Origin of the sequence: Fusobacterium sp. (assembly GCF_032477075.1) — a bacterium.
GTDB lineage: Bacteria > Fusobacteriota > Fusobacteriia > Fusobacteriales > Fusobacteriaceae > Fusobacterium_A.
Genome location: NZ_JAWDXO010000008.1, coordinates 61,061 through 81,537, shown reverse-complemented (window position 1 = coordinate 81,537; position 20,477 = coordinate 61,061). Strand labels below are relative to the sequence as shown.

General features: G+C 31.6%; 20 protein-coding genes. All 20 read left to right on the top strand.

The window, feature by feature from the left end:
* Window positions 1-3 precede the first annotated feature (3 nt).
* The 20 genes from atpE (at window position 4) to E6771_RS05275 (ending at window position 20,368) form a co-directional block, all read left to right on the top strand.
* On the top strand, window positions 4-276 hold the full coding sequence (gene atpE, locus E6771_RS05370) for an ATP synthase F0 subunit C (RefSeq protein WP_316090120.1): 273 nt from the start codon (window positions 4-6) through the stop codon (window positions 274-276).
* Window positions 277-329: 53 nt separating this feature from the next.
* The gene (atpF, locus tag E6771_RS05365; RefSeq protein ID WP_316090119.1) at window positions 330-836 is read left to right on the top strand and encodes a F0F1 ATP synthase subunit B; all 507 of its coding nucleotides are present in this window, start codon (window positions 330-332) and stop codon (window positions 834-836) included.
* A complete protein-coding gene (gene atpH / locus E6771_RS05360; RefSeq protein WP_316090117.1) occupies window positions 833-1,357 on the top strand; it encodes an ATP synthase F1 subunit delta in 525 nt (174 codons plus the stop codon). The genes atpF and atpH overlap by 4 nt, the downstream gene beginning before the upstream one ends.
* A gap of 30 nt (window positions 1,358-1,387) precedes the next feature.
* The gene (gene atpA, locus E6771_RS05355; protein WP_316090116.1) at window positions 1,388-2,890 is read left to right on the top strand and encodes a F0F1 ATP synthase subunit alpha; all 1,503 of its coding nucleotides are present in this window, start codon (window positions 1,388-1,390) and stop codon (window positions 2,888-2,890) included.
* Window positions 2,891-2,904: 14 nt separating this feature from the next.
* Window positions 2,905-3,756 (top strand): ATP synthase F1 subunit gamma, encoded by an 852-nt coding sequence (gene atpG / locus E6771_RS05350; protein WP_316090115.1) that lies wholly within the window; start codon window positions 2,905-2,907, stop codon window positions 3,754-3,756.
* 18 nt (window positions 3,757-3,774) lie between these two features.
* Entirely contained in the window at window positions 3,775-5,175 is a 1,401-nt protein-coding gene (gene atpD / locus E6771_RS05345; RefSeq protein ID WP_316090114.1) for a F0F1 ATP synthase subunit beta, read from the top strand.
* Window positions 5,176-5,177: 2 nt separating this feature from the next.
* Window positions 5,178-5,582 carry an ATP synthase F1 subunit epsilon gene (gene atpC / locus E6771_RS05340; RefSeq protein WP_316090113.1) on the top strand — a complete coding sequence of 135 codons (405 nt, stop codon included), beginning with the start codon at window positions 5,178-5,180 and terminating at the stop codon, window positions 5,580-5,582.
* A gap of 457 nt (window positions 5,583-6,039) precedes the next feature.
* Window positions 6,040-6,519 (top strand): GNAT family N-acetyltransferase, encoded by a 480-nt coding sequence (locus tag E6771_RS05335; protein ID WP_316090111.1) that lies wholly within the window; start codon window positions 6,040-6,042, stop codon window positions 6,517-6,519.
* Window positions 6,520-6,528: 9 nt separating this feature from the next.
* Complete coding sequence (locus tag E6771_RS05330) at window positions 6,529-8,634, top strand: tetratricopeptide repeat protein (protein ID WP_316090110.1); 2,106 nt, start codon at window positions 6,529-6,531, stop codon at window positions 8,632-8,634.
* 158 nt (window positions 8,635-8,792) lie between these two features.
* Window positions 8,793-9,827 (top strand): FUSC family protein, encoded by a 1,035-nt coding sequence (locus E6771_RS05325; protein ID WP_316090109.1) that lies wholly within the window; start codon window positions 8,793-8,795, stop codon window positions 9,825-9,827.
* On the top strand, window positions 9,824-10,279 hold the full coding sequence (locus tag E6771_RS05320; protein WP_316090108.1) for a YhcH/YjgK/YiaL family protein: 456 nt from the start codon (window positions 9,824-9,826) through the stop codon (window positions 10,277-10,279). The genes E6771_RS05325 and E6771_RS05320 overlap by 4 nt, the downstream gene beginning before the upstream one ends.
* 392 nt (window positions 10,280-10,671) lie before the next feature.
* Window positions 10,672-11,976 (top strand): sensor histidine kinase, encoded by a 1,305-nt coding sequence (locus E6771_RS05315; RefSeq protein ID WP_316090106.1) that lies wholly within the window; start codon window positions 10,672-10,674, stop codon window positions 11,974-11,976.
* Window positions 11,951-12,751 (top strand): LytR/AlgR family response regulator transcription factor, encoded by an 801-nt coding sequence (locus tag E6771_RS05310; RefSeq protein WP_316090105.1) that lies wholly within the window; start codon window positions 11,951-11,953, stop codon window positions 12,749-12,751. Before E6771_RS05315 ends, E6771_RS05310 begins: the two co-directional genes overlap by 26 nt.
* Before the next feature lie 113 nt (window positions 12,752-12,864).
* Window positions 12,865-14,400 (top strand): Na+/H+ antiporter NhaC, encoded by a 1,536-nt coding sequence (gene nhaC / locus E6771_RS05305; protein ID WP_316090104.1) that lies wholly within the window; start codon window positions 12,865-12,867, stop codon window positions 14,398-14,400.
* An 18-nt stretch (window positions 14,401-14,418) separates the two neighbouring features.
* The gene (locus E6771_RS05300) at window positions 14,419-14,838 is read left to right on the top strand and encodes a hypothetical protein (protein ID WP_316090103.1); all 420 of its coding nucleotides are present in this window, start codon (window positions 14,419-14,421) and stop codon (window positions 14,836-14,838) included.
* A gap of 70 nt (window positions 14,839-14,908) precedes the next feature.
* Window positions 14,909-15,199 carry a hypothetical protein gene (locus E6771_RS05295; protein WP_316090134.1) on the top strand — a complete coding sequence of 97 codons (291 nt, stop codon included), beginning with the start codon at window positions 14,909-14,911 and terminating at the stop codon, window positions 15,197-15,199.
* A 206-nt stretch (window positions 15,200-15,405) separates the two neighbouring features.
* Entirely contained in the window at window positions 15,406-15,693 is a 288-nt protein-coding gene (locus tag E6771_RS05290) for a DNA-binding protein (protein ID WP_316090102.1), read from the top strand.
* 159 nt (window positions 15,694-15,852) lie between these two features.
* Window positions 15,853-19,797 (top strand): autotransporter outer membrane beta-barrel domain-containing protein, encoded by a 3,945-nt coding sequence (locus E6771_RS05285; protein WP_316090101.1) that lies wholly within the window; start codon window positions 15,853-15,855, stop codon window positions 19,795-19,797.
* A gap of 12 nt (window positions 19,798-19,809) precedes the next feature.
* Window positions 19,810-20,106, top strand: coding sequence for an HU family DNA-binding protein (locus tag E6771_RS05280; protein WP_316090100.1), 297 nt, complete (start codon window positions 19,810-19,812; stop codon window positions 20,104-20,106).
* The gene (locus tag E6771_RS05275; RefSeq protein WP_316090099.1) at window positions 20,099-20,368 is read left to right on the top strand and encodes an HU family DNA-binding protein; all 270 of its coding nucleotides are present in this window, start codon (window positions 20,099-20,101) and stop codon (window positions 20,366-20,368) included. Before E6771_RS05280 ends, E6771_RS05275 begins: the two co-directional genes overlap by 8 nt.
* Window positions 20,369-20,477 lie beyond the last annotated feature (109 nt).

Genomic DNA, 20,477 nt, shown 5'->3' with positions numbered 1-20,477 from the left:
ATTATGAATGAAATGTTATTAGCAAAAACTATAGTATTGGCAGCATCAGCAATTGGAGCAGGTTGTGCAATGATAGCTGGATTAGGACCAGGAATCGGAGAAGGTTATGCAGCAGGTAAAGCAGTAGAAGCAGTAGCTAGACAGCCAGAAGCAAAAGGAAATATTATCTCTACAATGATACTAGGACAAGCAGTTGCAGAATCAACAGGTATTTACTCTCTAGTTATAGCTTTGATATTATTATATGCTAACCCTTTCATAGGAATGTTAGGATAATTTCTTTAAAGTAAAAGAGGAATTTATCATCATCTGGAAAGGAGGTAGAAAATTTGGCGACAACAATTATGCCAGTAGTATCGATAGATGTCAATATGTTCTGGCAGATAATCAACTTTTTTATACTTGTCTTTGTATTTAATAAATATTTTAAGAAACCTTTAGGAAAAATGCTTGAGACAAGAAAATCAAAAATAACAAGCGATTTAAATGAAGCTAATGCAAATAAAGAAGCAGCAATGAAACTTCAAAAAGAAGCTGAAGAAATACTCAAAAAAGCTAAATTTCAAGCAAATGAAATATTAAAAACAGCTGAACATAAAGCAGATGAAAGAAGAGAAAATATCTTAAGTGAAGCTAAAGATCAAAGAGATAAGATTGTAAAAAATGCTGAACTTGAAGCTGTTAAAATGAAGTCAGATGTAAGAAAAGAACTTCAAGATGAGGTAAAAGATTTAGCTGTGAGATTGGCTGAAAAACTGATTGAACAAAAAATAAATCCTAAACTTGGGTCTACCTTAATAGATGAGTTTATAGAAGAGGTAGGGGAAGAAAGATGATAGAAAATCAAGTAGGAAGAAGATATGCTGAAGCTATCTATGAAATCGCTGAATCTACTGACAAAGTAAAACCTATTTATGAAAAATTAAACGATCTTATGGAATTATATAAAAATGATGGTGAATTTAAAACTTTTATTACACATCCTCTTATTGAAGAAGATGAAAAGAAAAAAGTTTTAAGTTCTATTTTTAAAGATTCTGATGAGGGTATTTTAAATATAATATTTTATATTCTTGATAAAAAAAGAATAGTGAATATAAGAAATATTGTGGCAGAATATCTGAAAATATACTATGAAAAAAATCAGATACTTGATGTTGAGGCAACCTTTGCTGTTGAACCAAGTGAGCTACAAAAGAAAAAATTAATAGAAAAATTAATGAAAAAAACTGAGAAAAAAATCAACCTTGATATAAAGATAGATAAATCCATCATAGGTGGGGGTATTATCAAAATAGGAGATCAGGTAACTGATGGGTCTATACGTAAAGAGTTGAATTTCCTAAGAAAAAAATAGAAAGGCTTGGAAAGCAGGAGGTGTAATCAGTTGAAAATTAGACCAGAAGAAGTAAGCAGCATAATCAAAAATGAAATTGAGAACTATAAGAAAAGTCTTGATATAAAAACTTCAGGTTCTGTTCTGGAAGTAGGAGATGGTATAGCCAGAGTTTATGGATTGAGCAGTGCAATGTCAGGGGAATTGTTGGAATTTCCTCATGGAGTTATGGGAATGGCATTGAACCTTGAAGAAGATAATGTAGGAGCAGTTATACTTGGAAACTTCTCTCTGATAAAAGAAGGAGATGAAGTAAGGGCAACAGGAAGAGTTGTATCTGTTCCAGCTGGAGAATCTCTGTTAGGAAGGGTAGTAAATGCTCTAGGAGAACCAATTGATGGAAAAGGTGAAATTAAAGCTGAAAAATACATGGAAATAGAAAGAAAAGCATCAGGTATTATCTCTAGAAAACCAGTATTTGAACCATTACAAACAGGGATTAAATCTATTGATGGAATGGTACCTATTGGTAGAGGACAAAGAGAACTTATAATTGGAGACAGACAGACAGGAAAAACAGCTATTGCTATTGATGCTATCCTTAATCAAAAAGGAACAGGAGTAAAGTGTATTTATGTTGCAATTGGACAAAAAAGATCTACTGTTGCTCAAATATATAAAAAACTGGAAGATGCAGGAGCTATGGAATATACAACTATAGTTGCAGCTACAGCATCAGAAGCAGCTCCATTACAATATATGGCCCCATATTCAGGGGTATCTATGGGAGAATATTTCTTAGATAAAGGGGAGCATGTGCTTATAGTATATGATGATTTATCAAAACATGCAGTAGCATACAGAGAAATGTCGCTATTGCTTAAAAGACCACCTGGAAGAGAAGCTTACCCTGGAGATGTATTTTATCTTCATTCAAGATTACTTGAAAGAGCAGCTAAATTATCTGATAAATTAGGAGGGGGATCTATAACAGCCCTTCCTATAATAGAAACACAAGCAGGAGATGTATCAGCATACATTCCTACAAATGTAATTTCTATTACTGATGGGCAGATATTTCTAGACTCTCAGTTATTTAACTCTGGTTTCAGACCTGCTATAAATGCTGGTATATCTGTATCAAGAGTTGGAGGTTCTGCACAAATAAAAGCGATGAAACAGGTTGCTTCTAAAGTAAAACTTGAATTAGCTCAATATACAGAATTATTGACATTTGCACAATTTGGATCAGACCTTGATAAATCTACAAAGGCTCAATTGGAAAGAGGAAACAGAATTATGGAGGTTTTAAAACAACCACAATATAAACCTTTCCCAGTTGAAGAACAAGTAGTTGCATTCTTTACTGTAATTAATGGATACCTTGATTCAATAGATGTGGATAAAGTAAGAAGATTTGAAGAAGAACTTTTAACAGAGCTTAGAAATACTACAGATATTTTGGCTGAGATAAAAGAGAAAAAAGCTTTAAGCAAAGAGATGGAAACAAAATTGGGAGAAGCTATAAATGCTTTCAAAAAAAACTTTAACTAAAAAGAGGTGGGATAATGGCTGGAGCTAAAGAGATAAAAAGCAGAATTAAAAGTGTTCAGTCTACTCACCAGATCACTAAAGCTATGGAAATTGTTTCTACTACAAAATTCAAGAGATTTTCAGCACTAGTAACTAAATCAAGACCTTATGCTGAAAGTATCCATAATATCCTGTCTAATATAGCAGCAGGAGTTAAGAGTGAAAAACATCCTCTTTTTGATGGAAGGGAAGAAGTCAAAAAGATAGGTGTAATAGTTATGACATCTGACAGAGGACTCTGTGGAGGATTTAATAACAATACTCTTAGAGAAATGGAAAAAATCATGAGAAAAAATAGTGGAAAAGAGGTTTCAGTGATTGCTATAGGGAGAAAAGGAAGAGAATACTGCTCTAAGAGAAAGTATGATCTGAAAGCAAGCTATATCCAGCTTATTCCTGAAACTATGGGAGACAAGGCAAAAGAGATAAGTGAAAATATAGTTGAATATTACTATAATGGTATTTTTGATGAAGTGTATATGATCTATAATAAATTTGTATCAGCTTTAAGAAGTGACCTTTTAGTAAGAAAACTTATTCCTATAGAAAGAGTAGAAGCTACAGAAAATACAGCATATATTTTTGAACCAGATGCAGAAACTATTTTATCTGCACTTCTTCCTAAATATTTGAATGTTGAGATATATCAGGCTCTTTTAAATAATACTGCAAGTGAACATTCAGCAAGAAAAAATTCAATGAAGAGTGCTACAGATAATGCAGAAGAAATGATAAAAGAGCTTAATCTGAAATATAATAGAGAGAGACAATCAGCTATTACTCAAGAAATAACTGAAATAGTTGGTGGAGCAGCAGCTCTAAATTAAAGATAAGGAGGCAATAGCGTGGAGAACAAAGGAACTATAACACAGATTATCAGTGCCGTTGTAGACGTGTCTTTTAAAGACCAGCTGCCTAGTATATATAATGCATTGAAAGTAAAAGTTGGAGATAAAGAACTTGTGCTTGAAGTTCAACAGCATCTAGGTAACAATGTAATAAGAGCAGTAGCAATGGATTCTACTGATGGTCTTCAAAGAGGTATGGAAGTAATAGATACTGGTTCCCCTATAAAAGTACCAGTAGGGAAAGCAGTTCTTGGAAGAATATTAAATGTTCTAGGTCAGCCAGTTGATGATGGTGGACCTATTGAAACTGAAGAATTTCTTCCTATACATAGAGATGCTCCAAGTTTTGAAGAACAGGAAACTGAAACTGAAATCTTTGAAACAGGAATAAAAGTAATTGATTTATTGGCACCATATATAAAAGGTGGAAAAATTGGACTATTTGGAGGAGCTGGAGTTGGAAAAACAGTTCTTATCATGGAACTTATTAACAATATTGCTAAGGGACATGGAGGACTTTCAGTTTTTGCTGGAGTTGGAGAAAGAACAAGAGAAGGTAGAGATCTTTATGATGAAATGACTGAATCAGGAGTTTTGTCTAAGACATCTCTAGTTTATGGACAGATGAATGAGCCTCCTGGAGCAAGACTTAGAGTAGGACTTACAGGACTTACTATTGCAGAAAACTTTAGAGATAAGGATGGACAAGACGTTCTTCTATTCATAGATAATATATTCAGATTTACTCAAGCAGGTTCTGAAGTATCAGCATTATTAGGAAGAATGCCATCAGCTGTTGGATATCAACCTAATCTTGCTACAGAAATGGGAACTTTACAAGAAAGAATTACTTCAACTAAATCAGGGTCAATAACATCTGTACAAGCTGTATATGTGCCAGCAGATGACCTTACTGACCCTGCACCAGCAACTACATTCTCACATTTGGATGCAACTACAGTTTTATCTAGAAATATAGCTTCTTTAGGTATCTATCCAGCAGTTGACCCTCTTGATTCTACATCAAAAGCTTTATCAGCTGATGTAGTAGGAAAAGAACATTATGAGGTAGCCAGAGAAGTACAGGAAGTTCTTCAAAGATATAAAGAGCTTCAAGATATTATTGCTATCCTAGGTATGGATGAATTGTCTGATGAAGATAAACTTACAGTATCGAGAGCTAGAAAAATTCAAAGATTCTTCTCTCAACCATTCTCTGTTGCTGAACAGTTTACTGGAATGGAAGGAAAATATGTTACTGTAAAAGATACTATTAGAGGATTTAAAGAAATACTTGAAGGTAAACATGATGATATCCCTGAACAAGCTTTCCTATTTGTAGGAACTATAGAGGAGGCAGTAACTAAAGGAAGAGACCTTATGAAAGGGGATGAATAATTATGGCAACTTTTAAAGTCAAGGTTGTAAATTATCAAGAAAAAGTTTTGGAACAGGAAGCAGAATTTCTTCTTGTGAGAACTACTGAAGGAGAAATGGGAATACTTCCTAATCACTCACCTTTTGTTGCAGGACTTGCTATTGGTGAAATGAAAATCAGACTTGATGGCAATGAAAAATGCTATTATGTATCAGGAGGATTTCTTGAAATATCTAATAATGTTGTAACTGTATTAGCAGATGAAGCTATGCCTTGTGAAATGATAGATCTGGAAAGAGCTAGAAAAGAGGCTGAAGAAGCCAAGGCAAAATTAGATAAAATGAAAGAGGATAAAGATATTCTACTGACTGAAAAGAATCTAAATGAAGCTTTAGTAAAAGTTCGTTTGGCTGAAAAATTATTATAATATATTAAAAGAGGAAAACAGGTGTATTATATGCCTGTTTTTATTTTGAATATGTCAATTATTTTTCTTTTATGGCTGTACTTTGGAGAAACTAGAAAAATTTTTGTTAATGAAAGTTATTGTAAGAAAAACATATTGTTTAATATTGAATTTAATATAAAGATTGGCACTATTTATAAAAATGAAAAAGTATATAATGTTTTAAAATATCATATCTCTAAGTGAAAATAATTATACACAGATAAAATGTTGATATAAAAGTTCTTCTATACATATTAATAAATGAAGATAAAAAATAAAAAGTAAAAGATATTATGATAATATTTACAGCTTCATATATTAGAATAAAATAATCAGTCTAGCAGAAAATCTATTATAATGTTAAAATAAAGAGGAAGGCTCAGAAGCTTACCTCTTTTTATTTTAGAAGAGGAATACTTAATGTAAGGGGGGAGAAATGGATATAATAATAAGAACAGTAAAATTAGAAGATATAGAAAGTCTTAATATTTTGTATAAAGAAGTTGATGAACTTCATTTGGAAAAATATCCAGAACTTTTTAAAAAACCAGAAGAGGAAGGCAGACCTATTGAGTATATCAAAAATATTATAGCAACCCCGTATAGAGAAATATTTGTAGCTGAACGTGGGGGAGAAGTAGTGGGAATAGCAGAAGTTATGGTTACTAAAAATCAGCCTTTTCCAGTGAAAGTAGATATGAAATGGGTGGTATTGGATAATCTTGTGGTTAGTGAAAAATTTAAAGGGCATGGAATAGGAAGCATGCTTGTAGATTGCGTTATAGACTGGGCTAGAGATTGGGATATAAACAGAATAGAATTAAAAGTTTATGAACAGAATTTTGAAGCTTTATCTTTTTATGAAGCAAAGGGATTTGAAACACTTAACAGGACAATGTTTTTAAACATAGAATAAGGAGGAAAAATGGAAGATTTAAAAAACAAGGTAGATGAACTTTTAGAAAATCAGGAGTATGACAAAGCTCTAGAACTCCTTACTGAAAATGAAATAACTGGTAAAACAGATACATGGACTAATTCAACAACAGGATGGATACTGGGGAAATTAGGAAGAAGAGAAGAAGCATTGGAATATTTAAGAAAAGTAGAGGGAGAAGAAGAAGAAAATCCATGGCTATGTTGTGAAATAGGTTGGAATTTAGGAGCTTTAGGAAAAAATAAAGAGGCAGTATATTATCTGAATAGAGCAAAAGAACTAGGAAGAGATGATGTATGGATCAATAGTGAATTAGGTTGGAATATGGGAAGATTAGACAGAAATGAAGAAGCAGTATACTATCTGAACAGAGCAAAAGAACTAGGAAGAGATGACAACTGGATATTTGAAGAACTAGGTTGGAATTTAGGTATATTGAAAAAATATGAAGAAGCTCTTGAAAATCTTATTATATCAGAAAAAATGAAAGAACCTGATGCATGGACAAATTCACAAATAGGTTGGAACTTAGGAAAAATGGGTAGAGATGAAGAAGCTATTGCTTATCTGAAAAAAGCAGTAGAACAAGGAAGAGATGACACATGGATATTTTCTACTCTTGCATGGAATTTGGGAAAAATAGAAAAAAATGAAGAAGCTTTAGAACACCTTTTAAAAGCAAGTGAGTTAGGAAGAGATGATGAATGGATCAATAGTGAGATAGGGTGGAATTATGATAGATTAGATCAATACGAAAAAGCTTATGAGTATCTGAAAAAAGTTGAAGATATGGGAAGAGATGATGCATGGTTCTTTAGAGAATATGGGTGGTGTATTGGAAGATTAGAAGGAGATAGAGAAGAAGAAGCTCTAAAATATCTAATGAAAGCAGAAGAGCTTGAAGAAGCTGATTCATGGCTGAATACTGAAATAGGTTGGAATTTAGGAAAATTAGGGAAATATGAAGAAGCTGTTGAAAGATTGAAAAAGGCAGAAGAACAAGGAGACAGCAGTAAGTGGCTATATAGAGAAATCGCTTGGAATATAGGAAGAATGAAAAAACCAAAAGAGGCTCTGGAGTATTTAAGAAAAGCAGAGGATAAAGAAAATCTAACTCCTTGGATTTGTACAGAGTTTGCATGGAATTTAGGAAAATTAGGAGAAGTAGATGAAGCTATATCCTATTTGAGAAAAGCCAAAGAATTAGGAAGGGATGATTCTTGGGTTAACAGAGAATTAGGATGGAATTTAGGAAAATTAGATAAATATAAAGAAGCTTTAGAATGTCTGAAAAAGGCAGAAAAAATGGAAGAAAGTCCAGATGCTTGGTTGTATAGAGAAATAGGTTGGAATCTTGGTATGCTTGATGAATTTGAAAAGGCTTTAGAATATTTAAGAAAAGCAGAAGAAATGGAAGAAGCAGATGATTGGTTAAATTCACAAATAGGCTGGAATCTTGGAGAACAGGATAAATATGTAGAAGCTATGATATATATAGAAAGAGCAATGAAGCAGGGAAGAGATGATGCTTGGATAAATGGAGAGTATGGATGGCTTTTAACTAAACTGGGAAAATATACAGAAGCTTTAGAGTATTTTAAAAAAGCAGAAGAAGATAAAGAAAAAGAACCATCTAATTGGCTTTTTGGTCAACTTGGAGATGTATATAAGGAAATGGAAAATTATGAAACTGCTTTAGAGTATTATAAGAAAGTAGAAGAAAATGATCCTGAAGATTCAAATAATTTTTCTAATATAGCTGATATTCTTACAAAGCTTGGGAGAAGAGAAGAGGCAGCTGAATATTATAAAAAAAGTGAAAAAAAAAACGGTAAAGTAGAAAATTATAGTATAGCTGCTAATTATGAAAAAATTGGTGATTATGAAAATGCAGCAAAATATTATAATAAGGTAATTACAGAAGAGAATAGGAGAGATACATGGATATTCAAAAAGGCAGGAGCAGTTTTTAAGAAAATAGGAAAATATACAGAAGCTTTAGACTGTTATAAAAAAGCCAAAAAATTTAATGGAAAAAATAGTTCAAAAGAGATAGATGCAGAAATAGCATGGCTTGAAAGAAAAATAAAATAAATTTGATTTATATGTATAAAACTATTGTAAAAACGCTCCAAAAAAGATAAAATAGTTTTAAATATATGTAAAATATATTTGTCATATAAAAAAAGCTGAAAAGATTCATGCATTGGGGAGAGATGACATGATTTTGGCTGAGTAATCTAAGGAGAGCTATGTTAGAAAAAAATGTCAAGATACTAAAGAGAGCATTTTTAGTATCTATAGCAGTTACTATATCCATATGGGTGTGTAATTATTTTAAACTTTCTCATTTTTATGCTGGGATAGGAGCTTTAAATGTATCAGATTTGAATGACTCAAAAACAAGAAAACAAGCATATGAAAGAGTTATGACAACTGTATTTGGGGGAGTAATAGCAGTTATTATATGTTATGCAGGATTTCAGGAAAATCTTATTATGTACATATTAGGACTGTGTGTAGTATGCTGTTTCAATGAAATAGTAATGAGAGTTCCATCTTCTGTGGGATGTATAGCATTTACTTATATAATGCTGAATGTTGACCCAGAGAGAACTCCAATTGCTTATCTAATGGAAAGAGTGATTGGAACCTTTGCTGGAGTAGCAGCTATATCAATAGTAATTACACTTTACAATATGTTTTTTGATAAAGAAGAGATGAAAAATAAAGTACCACCAATGCCGAAAGTTGATCTAAAGAAGCAGATAATGAGAGGATTAGAACCAGGAATGGCTGTTATTTTAGGGTTAACAGTAATAAAGTTTATCAATCATTTTTTTGATCCTGTGTATATAACAAATTATACACTATATTATTGTGCTCTTGCTATTGTGGTACCATTTAGACTTGAATGGAATGAACTTCTTTTACGAACAAAAGAAAGATTTCTCAGTACTGTATTTGGAGGATTTGTAGCATTTGCTCTATATTTTTCAGGCTTTACTGGAACCTTTTGGTGCTCGGTTGGTATAATATTGGTAATAATAATAACAGAAATATTTGTAAAAGTTCCTGCTTCTCTAGGTGGGATAGTCTTTATGTTTATAATGGTCAATATGAAGAAACCTGGAATGACACCTATGCTTTATTATACTAACAGAGTATATGGAACTGCTGTTGGAGTTATAACAATAATTATATTTTCATATATATTTAATAAAGTTGTTGAAAAATATAAAAAACCAAAAATAAAGAGTAAAGGATTTAAAGGAGATATAGAATGATATTTGATACTTTAGAAAATTTAAAAAACTATAAGGGAATGTCTGCTAATTTTGATAGGGCTGTTGAGAGTATAATGGCTGGAGATTATTTGAATGCTTCTGAAGGAAGACATGATGTAGATGGAGATAATGTATATTTTAATGTGCAGGAAGATTTATTGACAAGAGAAGTAACTGAAACATGTTTTGAAAGCCATCAAAAATATATAGACATTCAGTTAATAGTTAATGGAGAAGAGAATTTTGGATATTCAGCAAGAGAGGTGCTGAAAGAGAGAAATAATTATGATTCAGAAAAAGATTATGATCACTTAGATGGAGAGATAGAAGTAATGTGCAAAATGACAAAAGATAGATTTATTCTTTTCCTTCCACTAGAACCTCATATGCCATGTTTAAAGGTTGGAGAAAAGAAAAAAATAAAAAAAGCAGTGTATAAAATAAAAATATAATTAGAGATGAAATAACTTCAAATTTTTTACTATAGAGGTCTTACATCGTTTTTTGTCCTTTGGTACCAATTTTGCAATTTTTTAAATAAAATCAATAGTTATTCATTATGAAATGTTCCCTTTATAGTAAACAAGTGAAATAATATAAATCTGTTTATTATGAAGGGAGCTTTTTTGTATTGGTAAAAATCAAAATTTTTTATTGAGGAAAAAGAGAAAATTATATAATAAAAGTAAGGATCAGCTGACATTGTTAATTATTTTAACTATATTTAAATTTCTATAAATTAAGAGCTGTGATGATATTAAAAAATGACATATGTTTGATGATAATTTTAAATTAAATGACTGTATACTAATATAGTAAATGAAGAGAATAAGAGGTGAATTATGTGAGAGAAACATATTTACAAAATTATCTTGTTGAAAATTATACACTTATTGCAATGGTAATAGGTACATATTTTGTTGTTTCCATGAAATCAGCAGTGGATATTTTTATAAAAAAAAGAATGATTATAAATATGACCCTGCTTTTAATTCTTTCTACAGAAGAATTTTATATGAATTATCTTAAAAATCAGGCTATGATAGGATTATCTCTCATGATAGCAGGGGTAGTCTATTGTTCTTTAAAATCTTTAGTTATGGCTATAGTCATAAATATAATGGAACCTAAAAATAAATTAGTCTACATTCCTGTAATAGTAAATTTCCTTTTTTATTGTAGTATGTTTTTAAAAAATAAGGTATTTTATTTTGGAGTTGATGGAAGTATTGAACTTGGACTTTTGAGATATATTTTTATTGTGACAAACTGGGTGTATTGGCTCATATTTCTTTTTATATTGAATCTTAAATTTTATAAAAACACAGGGGTAAATCATCTTCAGGCTTTCTTTTGTATAGCATGGCTGATAACTGCAAATATTATTGAATTAATAGGGATGAGGCCAGGGATATTGAATGAAACTTATGCTGTAGCTTTTTTATTTTATTATCTTGTAATACATGTACATATATCTCAGCAGGTAAATGAGGAAAAAGAAATAAAGATGAGGGAGCAGAGAGTATCATTGATGCTTTCACAGATACAGCCTCACTTTTTATACAACACATTAAATACTATAACTGCACTTTGTCGAACAAATCCAAAACTTGCAGAGGAAACTACTATAAAGTTTTCTGAATATCTTAGGGAAAATATGTATAGCATGGGGGAAAATGATACACAGCTTTTTTCCAAGGAGTTAGAACATACAAATATATATCTTGATATAGAAAAATTGAGATTTGGAGATAGGGTAAATGTAGAATATGATATAAAGTCAGATGATTTTAATATGCCAACTCTTACATTGCAGCCAATTGTAGAAAATGCAGTCAAACATGGAATATGTAATAAGCTTGAAGGTGGAACCATAAAAATTTCTACAGAGAAGAAGGGTAGAGATCATGTAATAACAATTTCAGATAATGGAATAGGGTTTGAAATAGAAAAGGCATTAAGTGATGGAAGAGCACATGTTGGCATACATAATGTAAAAGAACGGCTAAAAAGTATTGTTAAGGCAGAGCTTGAAATTACAAGTTTTATAGGAATTGGAACACTTGTAAAAATTATTATTCCTGGCGAAAGAAAAAATATAAAACTGGAGAGTGGAAAAAGACGTGAAATACTTAGTATTGGACGATGAGATACTTGCAGCAGAATATCTTGCAGCATTAATATATGAAGTTGACGAAAAAGCAGAAGTAGTAACAGCAATTAATCCTGTTAAGTCACTTGAACTTGCTAAACAGAAGTTTCATGTGTGCTTTATTGATATACAAATGCCAGGATTAAATGGGATAGAATTTGCAAATGAGCTTAAAAAATTATACCCAAAGACTAACTTTATATTTGTAACTGGTTACTCAGATTATATGGGAGAAGCTTTTAGACTGGATGCCAGTGATTATATAATGAAGCCAGCGAATGTAGAGCAAGTACGCCATGCACTTGAAAATCTTAGATATTCTGCACCTAGGGGACTGGCAGAGAAAGAAAAGCAAAGGATACAGATAACCTGTTTTGGAAATTTTGATATACTTATAGATGGAAAACCTGTAAAATTTAAATTTGACAAGACAAAAGAGCTTTTGGCATATCTTGTTCATAGGAAAGGTGCAAGATGTACTTCAAAGGAAGTAATTGTAAATCTATGGGAGGAAGATGGGCATGATTCTTACTATAGGATGTTGAAAAAGGACTTGCAGGATGTATTGAATAAATTAGGATGTGAGAAAATAATATATAGGGAAAGAGGTCAAATTGGACTTGCGAACTTAGAAGATATCCAGTGTGATTATTTTAAATGGAAAGAAAATACTGCAGAAGGCAGAAAACTCTATCATGGAGAATATATGGCTCAATATTCCTGGGGGAAAGAAGTTAATGCTTTTTTAGATATGGATAAATATCAAGAATAAGAATTAGAAATAAATATTTTAATAATATTTATACTCATTGACACTTCCTTGACGGAGAAAGTATTATACTAAAATTATAATTTTATATATTATAATTTCTTGGAGGTATTTTAATGAGTGAAAAAAACAAAAGAGTCAGATTGCCTAACAAAGTGGAAGCTATTATTCCAATTGTTTTTCTTCTGACAGTAATGATTACAAACTATGCATTGGGATGGGGACTTGATCCTCATATTCCTGTAACTCTTTCATGTGGAGTTGCTATGATTATTGGAAAGTTGTGTGGATATAACTACAAAGAAATGCTTGCATCAGGTCTTGAAGCTGTTAATCAGTCACTTGAAGCAATAATTATCATTCTTCTTGTGGGGTGTTTGATTGGGTCATTTACTGCATGTGGTACTATTCCAGCAGTAGTATATTATGGACTAAAGTTATTTACACCAGCTATATTCCTTCCCTTTGTAACAATTCTTTGTGCAGTTGTAGGGATTGCACTTGGATCAGCTTGGACTGTATCAGCGACACTTGGGATTGCATTTATGGCAATAGGGACAACAATGGGACTGAATCCAGCACTTATTGCTGGAGCTGTTCTTTCAGGGGCATGTTGTGGGGATAAATTTTCGCCACTTTCAGATTCAACAAATCTAGCTGCTGGCTCTGCACAGACTGGACTTTTTGATCATGTGGCTGCTATGATAACTACAACATTACCAAGTCTAATTATGGCAATAATTATATTTGCATTTTTTTCACTTTCAAAGGTTGAAACTTATGACCCTACACTTGCAAATGAGCTATCAGCTGCAATTGTTGAACATTATACATATATGAGTCCAATTCTTCTTGTTCCTATTTTACTGATTATAGTAGTAGCAGTAATAAAGATGCCAGCTATTCCTTCAGTAGTACTGCTTTCATTGGTTGGATGTGCATTTGCTTTAATCTTCCAAGGTGCTGGAATTGCTGACTGCATTAGGATGTTACACTATGGATATGAAGCTGAATCAGGAAATGCGCTATTCACAAAGCTTGTAAATAGAGGTGGTATGGATAGTATGCTTTGGACTAATAATCTTGTAATAGTTGCTGTTGCTTTTGGTGGAATACTTCAAAAGATAGGTTCAGTAGAATCACTTCTTGGTGGACTAATAAAGAAAGTCAAAACTCCATTCCAGTTAGTTGTTGTTACAGTTACAACTTCAATGTTCTGTATTACAACTATGTGTGACCAATATTTAGGATTAATAATTCCTGCATCAATGTATAAAGATAACTTTGACGAAATGGGACTTGGTAGAAATATGCTTTCGAGAACACTTGAAGATGGAGGAACTTTATGGTCACCACTCATCCCTTGGTCATCTTGTGGGGCATACCATGCAGCAGTACTTGGAGTTCCAACACTTTCATACTTACCATATTGCTTTATGAATATAATAAATCCTATTTATGCTATTGTTACTTTAAGCTGGGGTGGAAATATTTTATATGCTGATGGCTCAAGAACTAATATATTTGGTAAATTGAAAAAAGGTCGTGGACCTGCTGAGGCGCCTGAGGAAGCATATGAAAAAGCCATGAAAGCTCTTGCAAAAATAAGAAGTGCTGAAAATTATAATAGTTTGCAGAAAAAAACTATCTAACATAAAAGGTGAAGTACTATGAAATATTATGGAATTATGCCAGAGCGAAAACTATGGGTAAAAGTTGGGGTTATAATTTTTGGTGCTTATATTATTTATAATTCTGTTGTAAATCATAACTTATTTTACCTTCCATTTGGAATTATTATGATTCTTGCTACTTTTTCTGAAAGAAAACATATAATTTCACAAGAAGGTGTGGATATTCTTTATACTATTTGTGGAGTTCAGTTCCATAATATGTGGAACTGGAGTGAAATAAATACGATTCATACAGATTCGATAAGCTCTGAACCCAATGTAGAACTACATATTGGGAAGGATGTGATATCTAGAAGATTTATTTTATCAAAGGCTGATACTAATAAAGTAGCAGCTATTGCAAGTAAAATGAACTCCAAGATTTATATTGCAGAGTTGAATAAAAAAAGTAAATAATAATGCTGAATTAAAATATTGCAAAAGTAAATTAGAAATGTAATAACTTTCTTAATGAGAATATGAAAAAATTTATATAAATAATAATTTTTCTGTTGATAAATCCTTTATATGTGTAGGGGGAATATCTCTAAAAAGAGGGGTAACAGATTTTCTTATTGAAGAAGTGCTTGTAGAAAGAAAAATGGCTGAAATAGCTGAAGAAATATTTATTCTGGCAGATTCAACAAAGATAGAAAATAACTCTCTCATAAAAATATGTGATATAGAAAAGTTAGATTTAATAATAACAGATTCAAAGCTGGATGAAGATATTTTAAAAAAATATCTTGAAAATGGAGTTAAAATTATAAATAAGTAGATTAAAAAAATATGGGTGGACTAAAAGCTGTAAAATTATATTTACACTTAAAAGTCACCCATATTTTTATTATATTTTGTTAAACCATGTTAAATGGAGGTACAAAGATGAGGTTTTCTATTGACTTTAAGAATTAAATAAGTATAATATTATTCACATATATAGAAACAGATGCTCTATATATGAAAAAGAACTTGGGAGGAGTAATGAAAAAAGATGTTGAAAAGAAAAAGAGCTACAGTGAAATTATGGAGGAGTATATGTTTAAGAAACTGGAAGAGGGAAATATCTGTGAGCAGTATATTCAGCAGAGATATGAGGATGAACTGGGAATGTGGACAGATATAAAGGGAGCAGCCAAAGCAACAAGAAGACATAAGAATACTATCTATAATATGGCAAGAAATAACAATCTGATAGCAAGAAAATATGGGAATAAGATATCTATTCTGAGCAGAAGTCTGATATTTGCCAATGGAGACAGAATGGAATAATTTTAATAATTTTTTGAATGAAAAATTCTAAGTTTTAAGAGCTCTCAGAAATAAATAAAAAAATTAAGGTTCTCTTTTTTATATAAACAAGAACATTTTTTTATATGGGTTTTGACAGTGTTTTAAAGCGAACTTTAAAAAATTAAAGGGGAGAAGAGTATGATTGAAAAGATTATGAAAGCAGTAAAGAGAAGCAGCAAAAGAAGAAGTGTAAATATAACAATAGGAGTAGTAGTAGGATTTCTATTGTCATGTACAACAGTGATGGGAGCAGCAGTAGAAATAACAGGGGATGGTGAAAATTTTGAAGTTGTTAAACCAAAACCAGAAATCGAAGGAAATACTTTTGAAAATAAGATTTATACTAATAATGGTAAAATAACAGCAGAGGGAGATACAGGAATATCAGTTTATGGAAAACCAACAAATAAAGAGCTGTCTATTATAAATAATGGAAGTATAGAAGCAACAGTCACTGGAATAGAACTAAAGTATATTAATAATGCTCCTAATATGAAAGGGAATATAACTAATAATGGAACTATAAGTGGAAAAAATGGTATAGAATTAAATGACCCTCAATTAAGTGGAGATATAATCAACAATGGAAATATTGAATCTAATGGAGATGGTACACTTAACGAAAAGGATTTCCCTAATAATGGTTATGGTATAAAGATATTTAGAGGGACAACAAAAGGAAATGTAGTTAATAATGGAATTATAACAACAGAATCAGGTTATAATCTATATTGGACTGGAACAATAACAGGAGATATGATTAATAAAGGAATGCTGATAAATAATTCTAATGCTGCAATAGCCTTCGATGGGCCTATAACAGGAGATATACAAAATGATGGTTTTATAAGTGTTAGTAGTGAGAACGCAAGTAATGGTATTGAGATGCTCAATGGAACTTTGAATGGAAATATATATAATACTGGTGCTATAGAAACTGAAAATACTGCAACTAGAGACAGCAATGGTATTTGGACAAAAGGAACTGTAACAGGAAATATAGAAAATACTGGAACAATAAATAGTACTGCTAATGAAGGAAATAGTTATGGTATACTTACATCTAAGGTAGATGCAACAGGAAATATATCAAATAAGGGGCGTATAATAGGAACAGCATCTGGTTCAGGTAATTATGCTTATGGAATAAACATTAAAGAAAATACTTCTGGAAAAATATTAAATTATGGATACTTGGACATAAAATCGACTAAAGATATAGGAGTAGGTATTCAAGTAAATGATACAGCTGGAATAACAAATAGTGGAAATATAAGAGTTGAAGGAAATGCTAACTCAGCTGGGATAAAACTAATAGGGATAAGTGCTTTCTATAGCGATGGAGTTATAAATTCAAAAGATGGTTATGGAGTGAGAGTTGAAGGTTCTGGAGAAAAAATAAATGAATTACGTAATGGTGGAGTTATATATGGAAAAATAAATGCTATAAAAAGTGATGCAGGAACTATAGCAAAAGTTATAAACTATGGTCTTATAATAAATGAAGGTGATGGTAGTAATATATTAATATCAGATGCAGGGAAAATAATGTATGGAGGACTAATATTTTCAGTTATTGGGGAGAACCAATATTTTTTAGATTGTATAGCCTCAGATGATGTGAAGGCAGATCGTAATGTTATAAATGCTAAACCAAACAATAGTAAGGGAGAAGGGGAAGAAATAACAGGAACCGAAAGTATATTATCATCATATTTAAATAGTAATAAGGGCAGCAATTATAATAATACATCTAATCAATATATACTGAATGGAATAAAAGATACTTTAGTAGTTGATGGTACAGCTAATCCAGATGGGACGCCTGATATAAATGGGACAGTTAAATTAGGTGGAAGTTTAGGTTCACTAGTAAATGCTTATGGGCGTGCAATGGTAATGGAAGATGGGTCAAGCCTTATAGCAGAGAATACTACATTTAATGGCGGAGTTGATGGGAAATCAGAAACTATTTATTTAGCTGGAAATAATACTCTTGATTTAAGTAAAATGAGCACAATAAACGGAAATACAAAAATTGATGGAGATAATAATAAATTCACTATGGATGAAAGTATCCAGAATGGAAATATAACAGCTGAAGGGGACAAAAATAATTTAAGTTTCAAGAATGGCAGTATATTAAATGGAGAAGCAAAAATTAAGGGAGATGGAAATAAATTAACAATAGATGGCAGCTATATGAATGGAGATATAGAAGCTGAAGGAACTGGAAATAGTTTAAGCATAGATGAGAGCATATTAAATGGAAATATAGTAATTGATGGAGAGGGAAATACACTAAATATTTCTGGTGAAAATACTTTCATAAATGGAAATATGGGAGCAACTGGAAATGATAATACTATTAATCTTACTGGTAAATCAAATAATGGTGATAGTCTGAATATATTCAATGAAATATCTGGATTTAATGATATGAATATAGAGAACAATGTCACATTTTATGAAAGTGCAGCAGTGACTGGGGTAAAAGAATTAACTGTAGAAGAAGGAGGAGTTCTAACTCTAAGACTGAAAAAATTAGGAGAGCAGACTGAAGACAACCTTGAAAAAGCAGGACATGCATTCTCAAATAATGGAGAAATGGTAATGGAAGGTCTTGATGATGGAGGAACACTTAAATTTATAACTAATGGAATAGGACAAGGTGTGTATGTAGATACAGATGATATGCATATAAAAAATATGATTATAGAAACAAATTCAGCATTAGATGGATATAAGTTTGATGAAGATGGGGGACTAGTATTAAAACCATATGATAGTCTTACTGATATGAGTCAATCAGGAGATAAAATCACAGACTCAAAAGATTCAACTGGAGGTGGTTCAGGTGATGGTTCAGGTGATGGTTCAGGTGACGGATCAGATGATGGAAATATAGGAGATTCAGATATATTTGATTCAGAAAATTTTGATTCTATCAATAGAATCTATAAAGGAATCCACAGCAGTACAGGAGATAATCTTGATGCTTTAAGAAATATAGTATTATTTGACAGAAACTCAGAAATATATGATGCAGATACAGTTAAATCAGAGCAGATGAAGAATCTTCAAGCTTATCTAAATGAGATATATACACAGTCTCCTTATACAGTATCAAGTGAATTGTCAAGAAGATCAGCAGGAATGTTCAGAGATATAATAACAGAAAATATATTCAGACCTGACTTGAATAAATGGATGGTAATGGGTGGACTTACTCATATAGATGGAGGAACTAAAGATACATATTATGGTGAAGTATATCAACTGGATGGAAAAAATTCATTAAATACAGAAGCAGATATGAAATTAACTGGAGCTTACGCCCTGGGTAAATATGGATATTCTGAAAATGTAGCTTTAGGAGTAACAGTAGGTGGAAACAGAAGTGAAGCTGAATTATCTAAATCTAAAGTAAAAGGAAATAGCGGATATATTGGCGTATTTGCAGAAAACTACAGAGGAAACCTAACATTGAAAGCAGGAGCAGGAATACAATATTCTGAATATGATGCAGACAGGTCAACAATAGGAGGATACAGCTACAATGATAAGTATTCAGATATGACTTATGATATCTACTTAAATGGAAGATATTCAAACCCAGTGGGAGATAATCTATTCTTAGAGCCATATGCAACATTATCATATACATATGTAGACCAAGAGGGAACTGATGAAGGACGCAAAGCTCTTGCAATAAAAACAGATTCTAAATCATTTGATTATACATCAGCTGAGGTAGGAATAGATCTTAAAAAAGTAATACCACATGAAAAAGGAAAGAGCACATTATCAGCAGGAGTAAGCTATACAAGACTGTTAAATGGAGCAGATTCTGATAAACTTACAGGAAGATTTGAGGTTGGAAGCGATTTTGATATCTTAGTAGCAAGTAAGAATAAAAATAATTTAGAATTAAGTACTAAGTATACTTTAGAACTTGAAAATGGAGTATTGTTTGATGTAAAAGGAAGCTATTCATTTGAAAGAGATTCACACAAAGGCAATGCAGGAAATAGAAATAAAGGGGAATGGATGGTAGGAGCTGGATTAGGATATAAGTTCTAGTGAGGAGTGGAAATGACAGAGAGTGAATTTATAAAGTTCTATAGAAAAAGAAACTATTGCCGAAATGAAGAAGAAGCAAAGAGAAGGATAGATTTATTCTGGAATGTACTGTTAAAAGCATTGGATGAGAATGAAAGGGTAGTATTTAAAGGGTGGGGATTATTTGAAAAGAAAGAAGTAAAACCAAGAAAAATAGTAATTCCAACACACAAGAAAATAGCCTATACTAAACCTAAAAAAGCAGTGAAATTTAAAGCAGGAACAAAACTTGTAGAAACTGTCAATAAAAATAGTGGTAAAGATGAATAAAAGAGAACTAGCAAAAATATATAGAAGAATGAATTCAAGAACTTTAACAGTAAAAAAAGCAAAAAAAGAAATAGAAGCATTTATTGAAACACTTGAAGAAGCTTTGTTGGTAGATGGAGAAGTGAGATTTGTTAAAAGAGGGGTGTTTGATATATTTTCAAGACAGCCTAAATTAATATCTAATCCTTCAACAGGAGAGCATATGACAATTTATCCTAAAAAAACAGTAAGATTCAGAGCTTCTAAGAATCTGCTGAAATAGTAAAAGAGGGTAATCAAAAAGCTAAAGTAAATTTTAGAAATTTGGAAAATTAATAACAAATTTTTTGAGAGAAAAATTCTAAAATTATACTTCTGTCTAAAAGGTTACC

Coding starts and splice junctions, on each gene's coding strand:
- atpG (WP_316090115.1), top strand. CDS start 2,905: ATGGCTGGAGCTAAAGAGATAAAAAGCAGAATTAAAAGTGTTCAGTCT.
- E6771_RS05335 (WP_316090111.1), top strand. CDS start 6,040: ATGGATATAATAATAAGAACAGTAAAATTAGAAGATATAGAAAGTCTT.
- E6771_RS05275 (WP_316090099.1), top strand. CDS start 20,099: ATGAATAAAAGAGAACTAGCAAAAATATATAGAAGAATGAATTCAAGA.
- E6771_RS05280 (WP_316090100.1), top strand. CDS start 19,810: ATGACAGAGAGTGAATTTATAAAGTTCTATAGAAAAAGAAACTATTGC.
- E6771_RS05320 (WP_316090108.1), top strand. CDS start 9,824: ATGATATTTGATACTTTAGAAAATTTAAAAAACTATAAGGGAATGTCT.
- E6771_RS05300 (WP_316090103.1), top strand. CDS start 14,419: ATGAAATATTATGGAATTATGCCAGAGCGAAAACTATGGGTAAAAGTT.
- E6771_RS05285 (WP_316090101.1), top strand. CDS start 15,853: ATGATTGAAAAGATTATGAAAGCAGTAAAGAGAAGCAGCAAAAGAAGA.
- atpC (WP_316090113.1), top strand. CDS start 5,178: ATGGCAACTTTTAAAGTCAAGGTTGTAAATTATCAAGAAAAAGTTTTG.
- atpH (WP_316090117.1), top strand. CDS start 833: ATGATAGAAAATCAAGTAGGAAGAAGATATGCTGAAGCTATCTATGAA.
- atpE (WP_316090120.1), top strand. CDS start 4: ATGAATGAAATGTTATTAGCAAAAACTATAGTATTGGCAGCATCAGCA.
- E6771_RS05325 (WP_316090109.1), top strand. CDS start 8,793: ATGTTAGAAAAAAATGTCAAGATACTAAAGAGAGCATTTTTAGTATCT.
- E6771_RS05330 (WP_316090110.1), top strand. CDS start 6,529: ATGGAAGATTTAAAAAACAAGGTAGATGAACTTTTAGAAAATCAGGAG.
- E6771_RS05290 (WP_316090102.1), top strand. CDS start 15,406: ATGAAAAAAGATGTTGAAAAGAAAAAGAGCTACAGTGAAATTATGGAG.
- nhaC (WP_316090104.1), top strand. CDS start 12,865: ATGAGTGAAAAAAACAAAAGAGTCAGATTGCCTAACAAAGTGGAAGCT.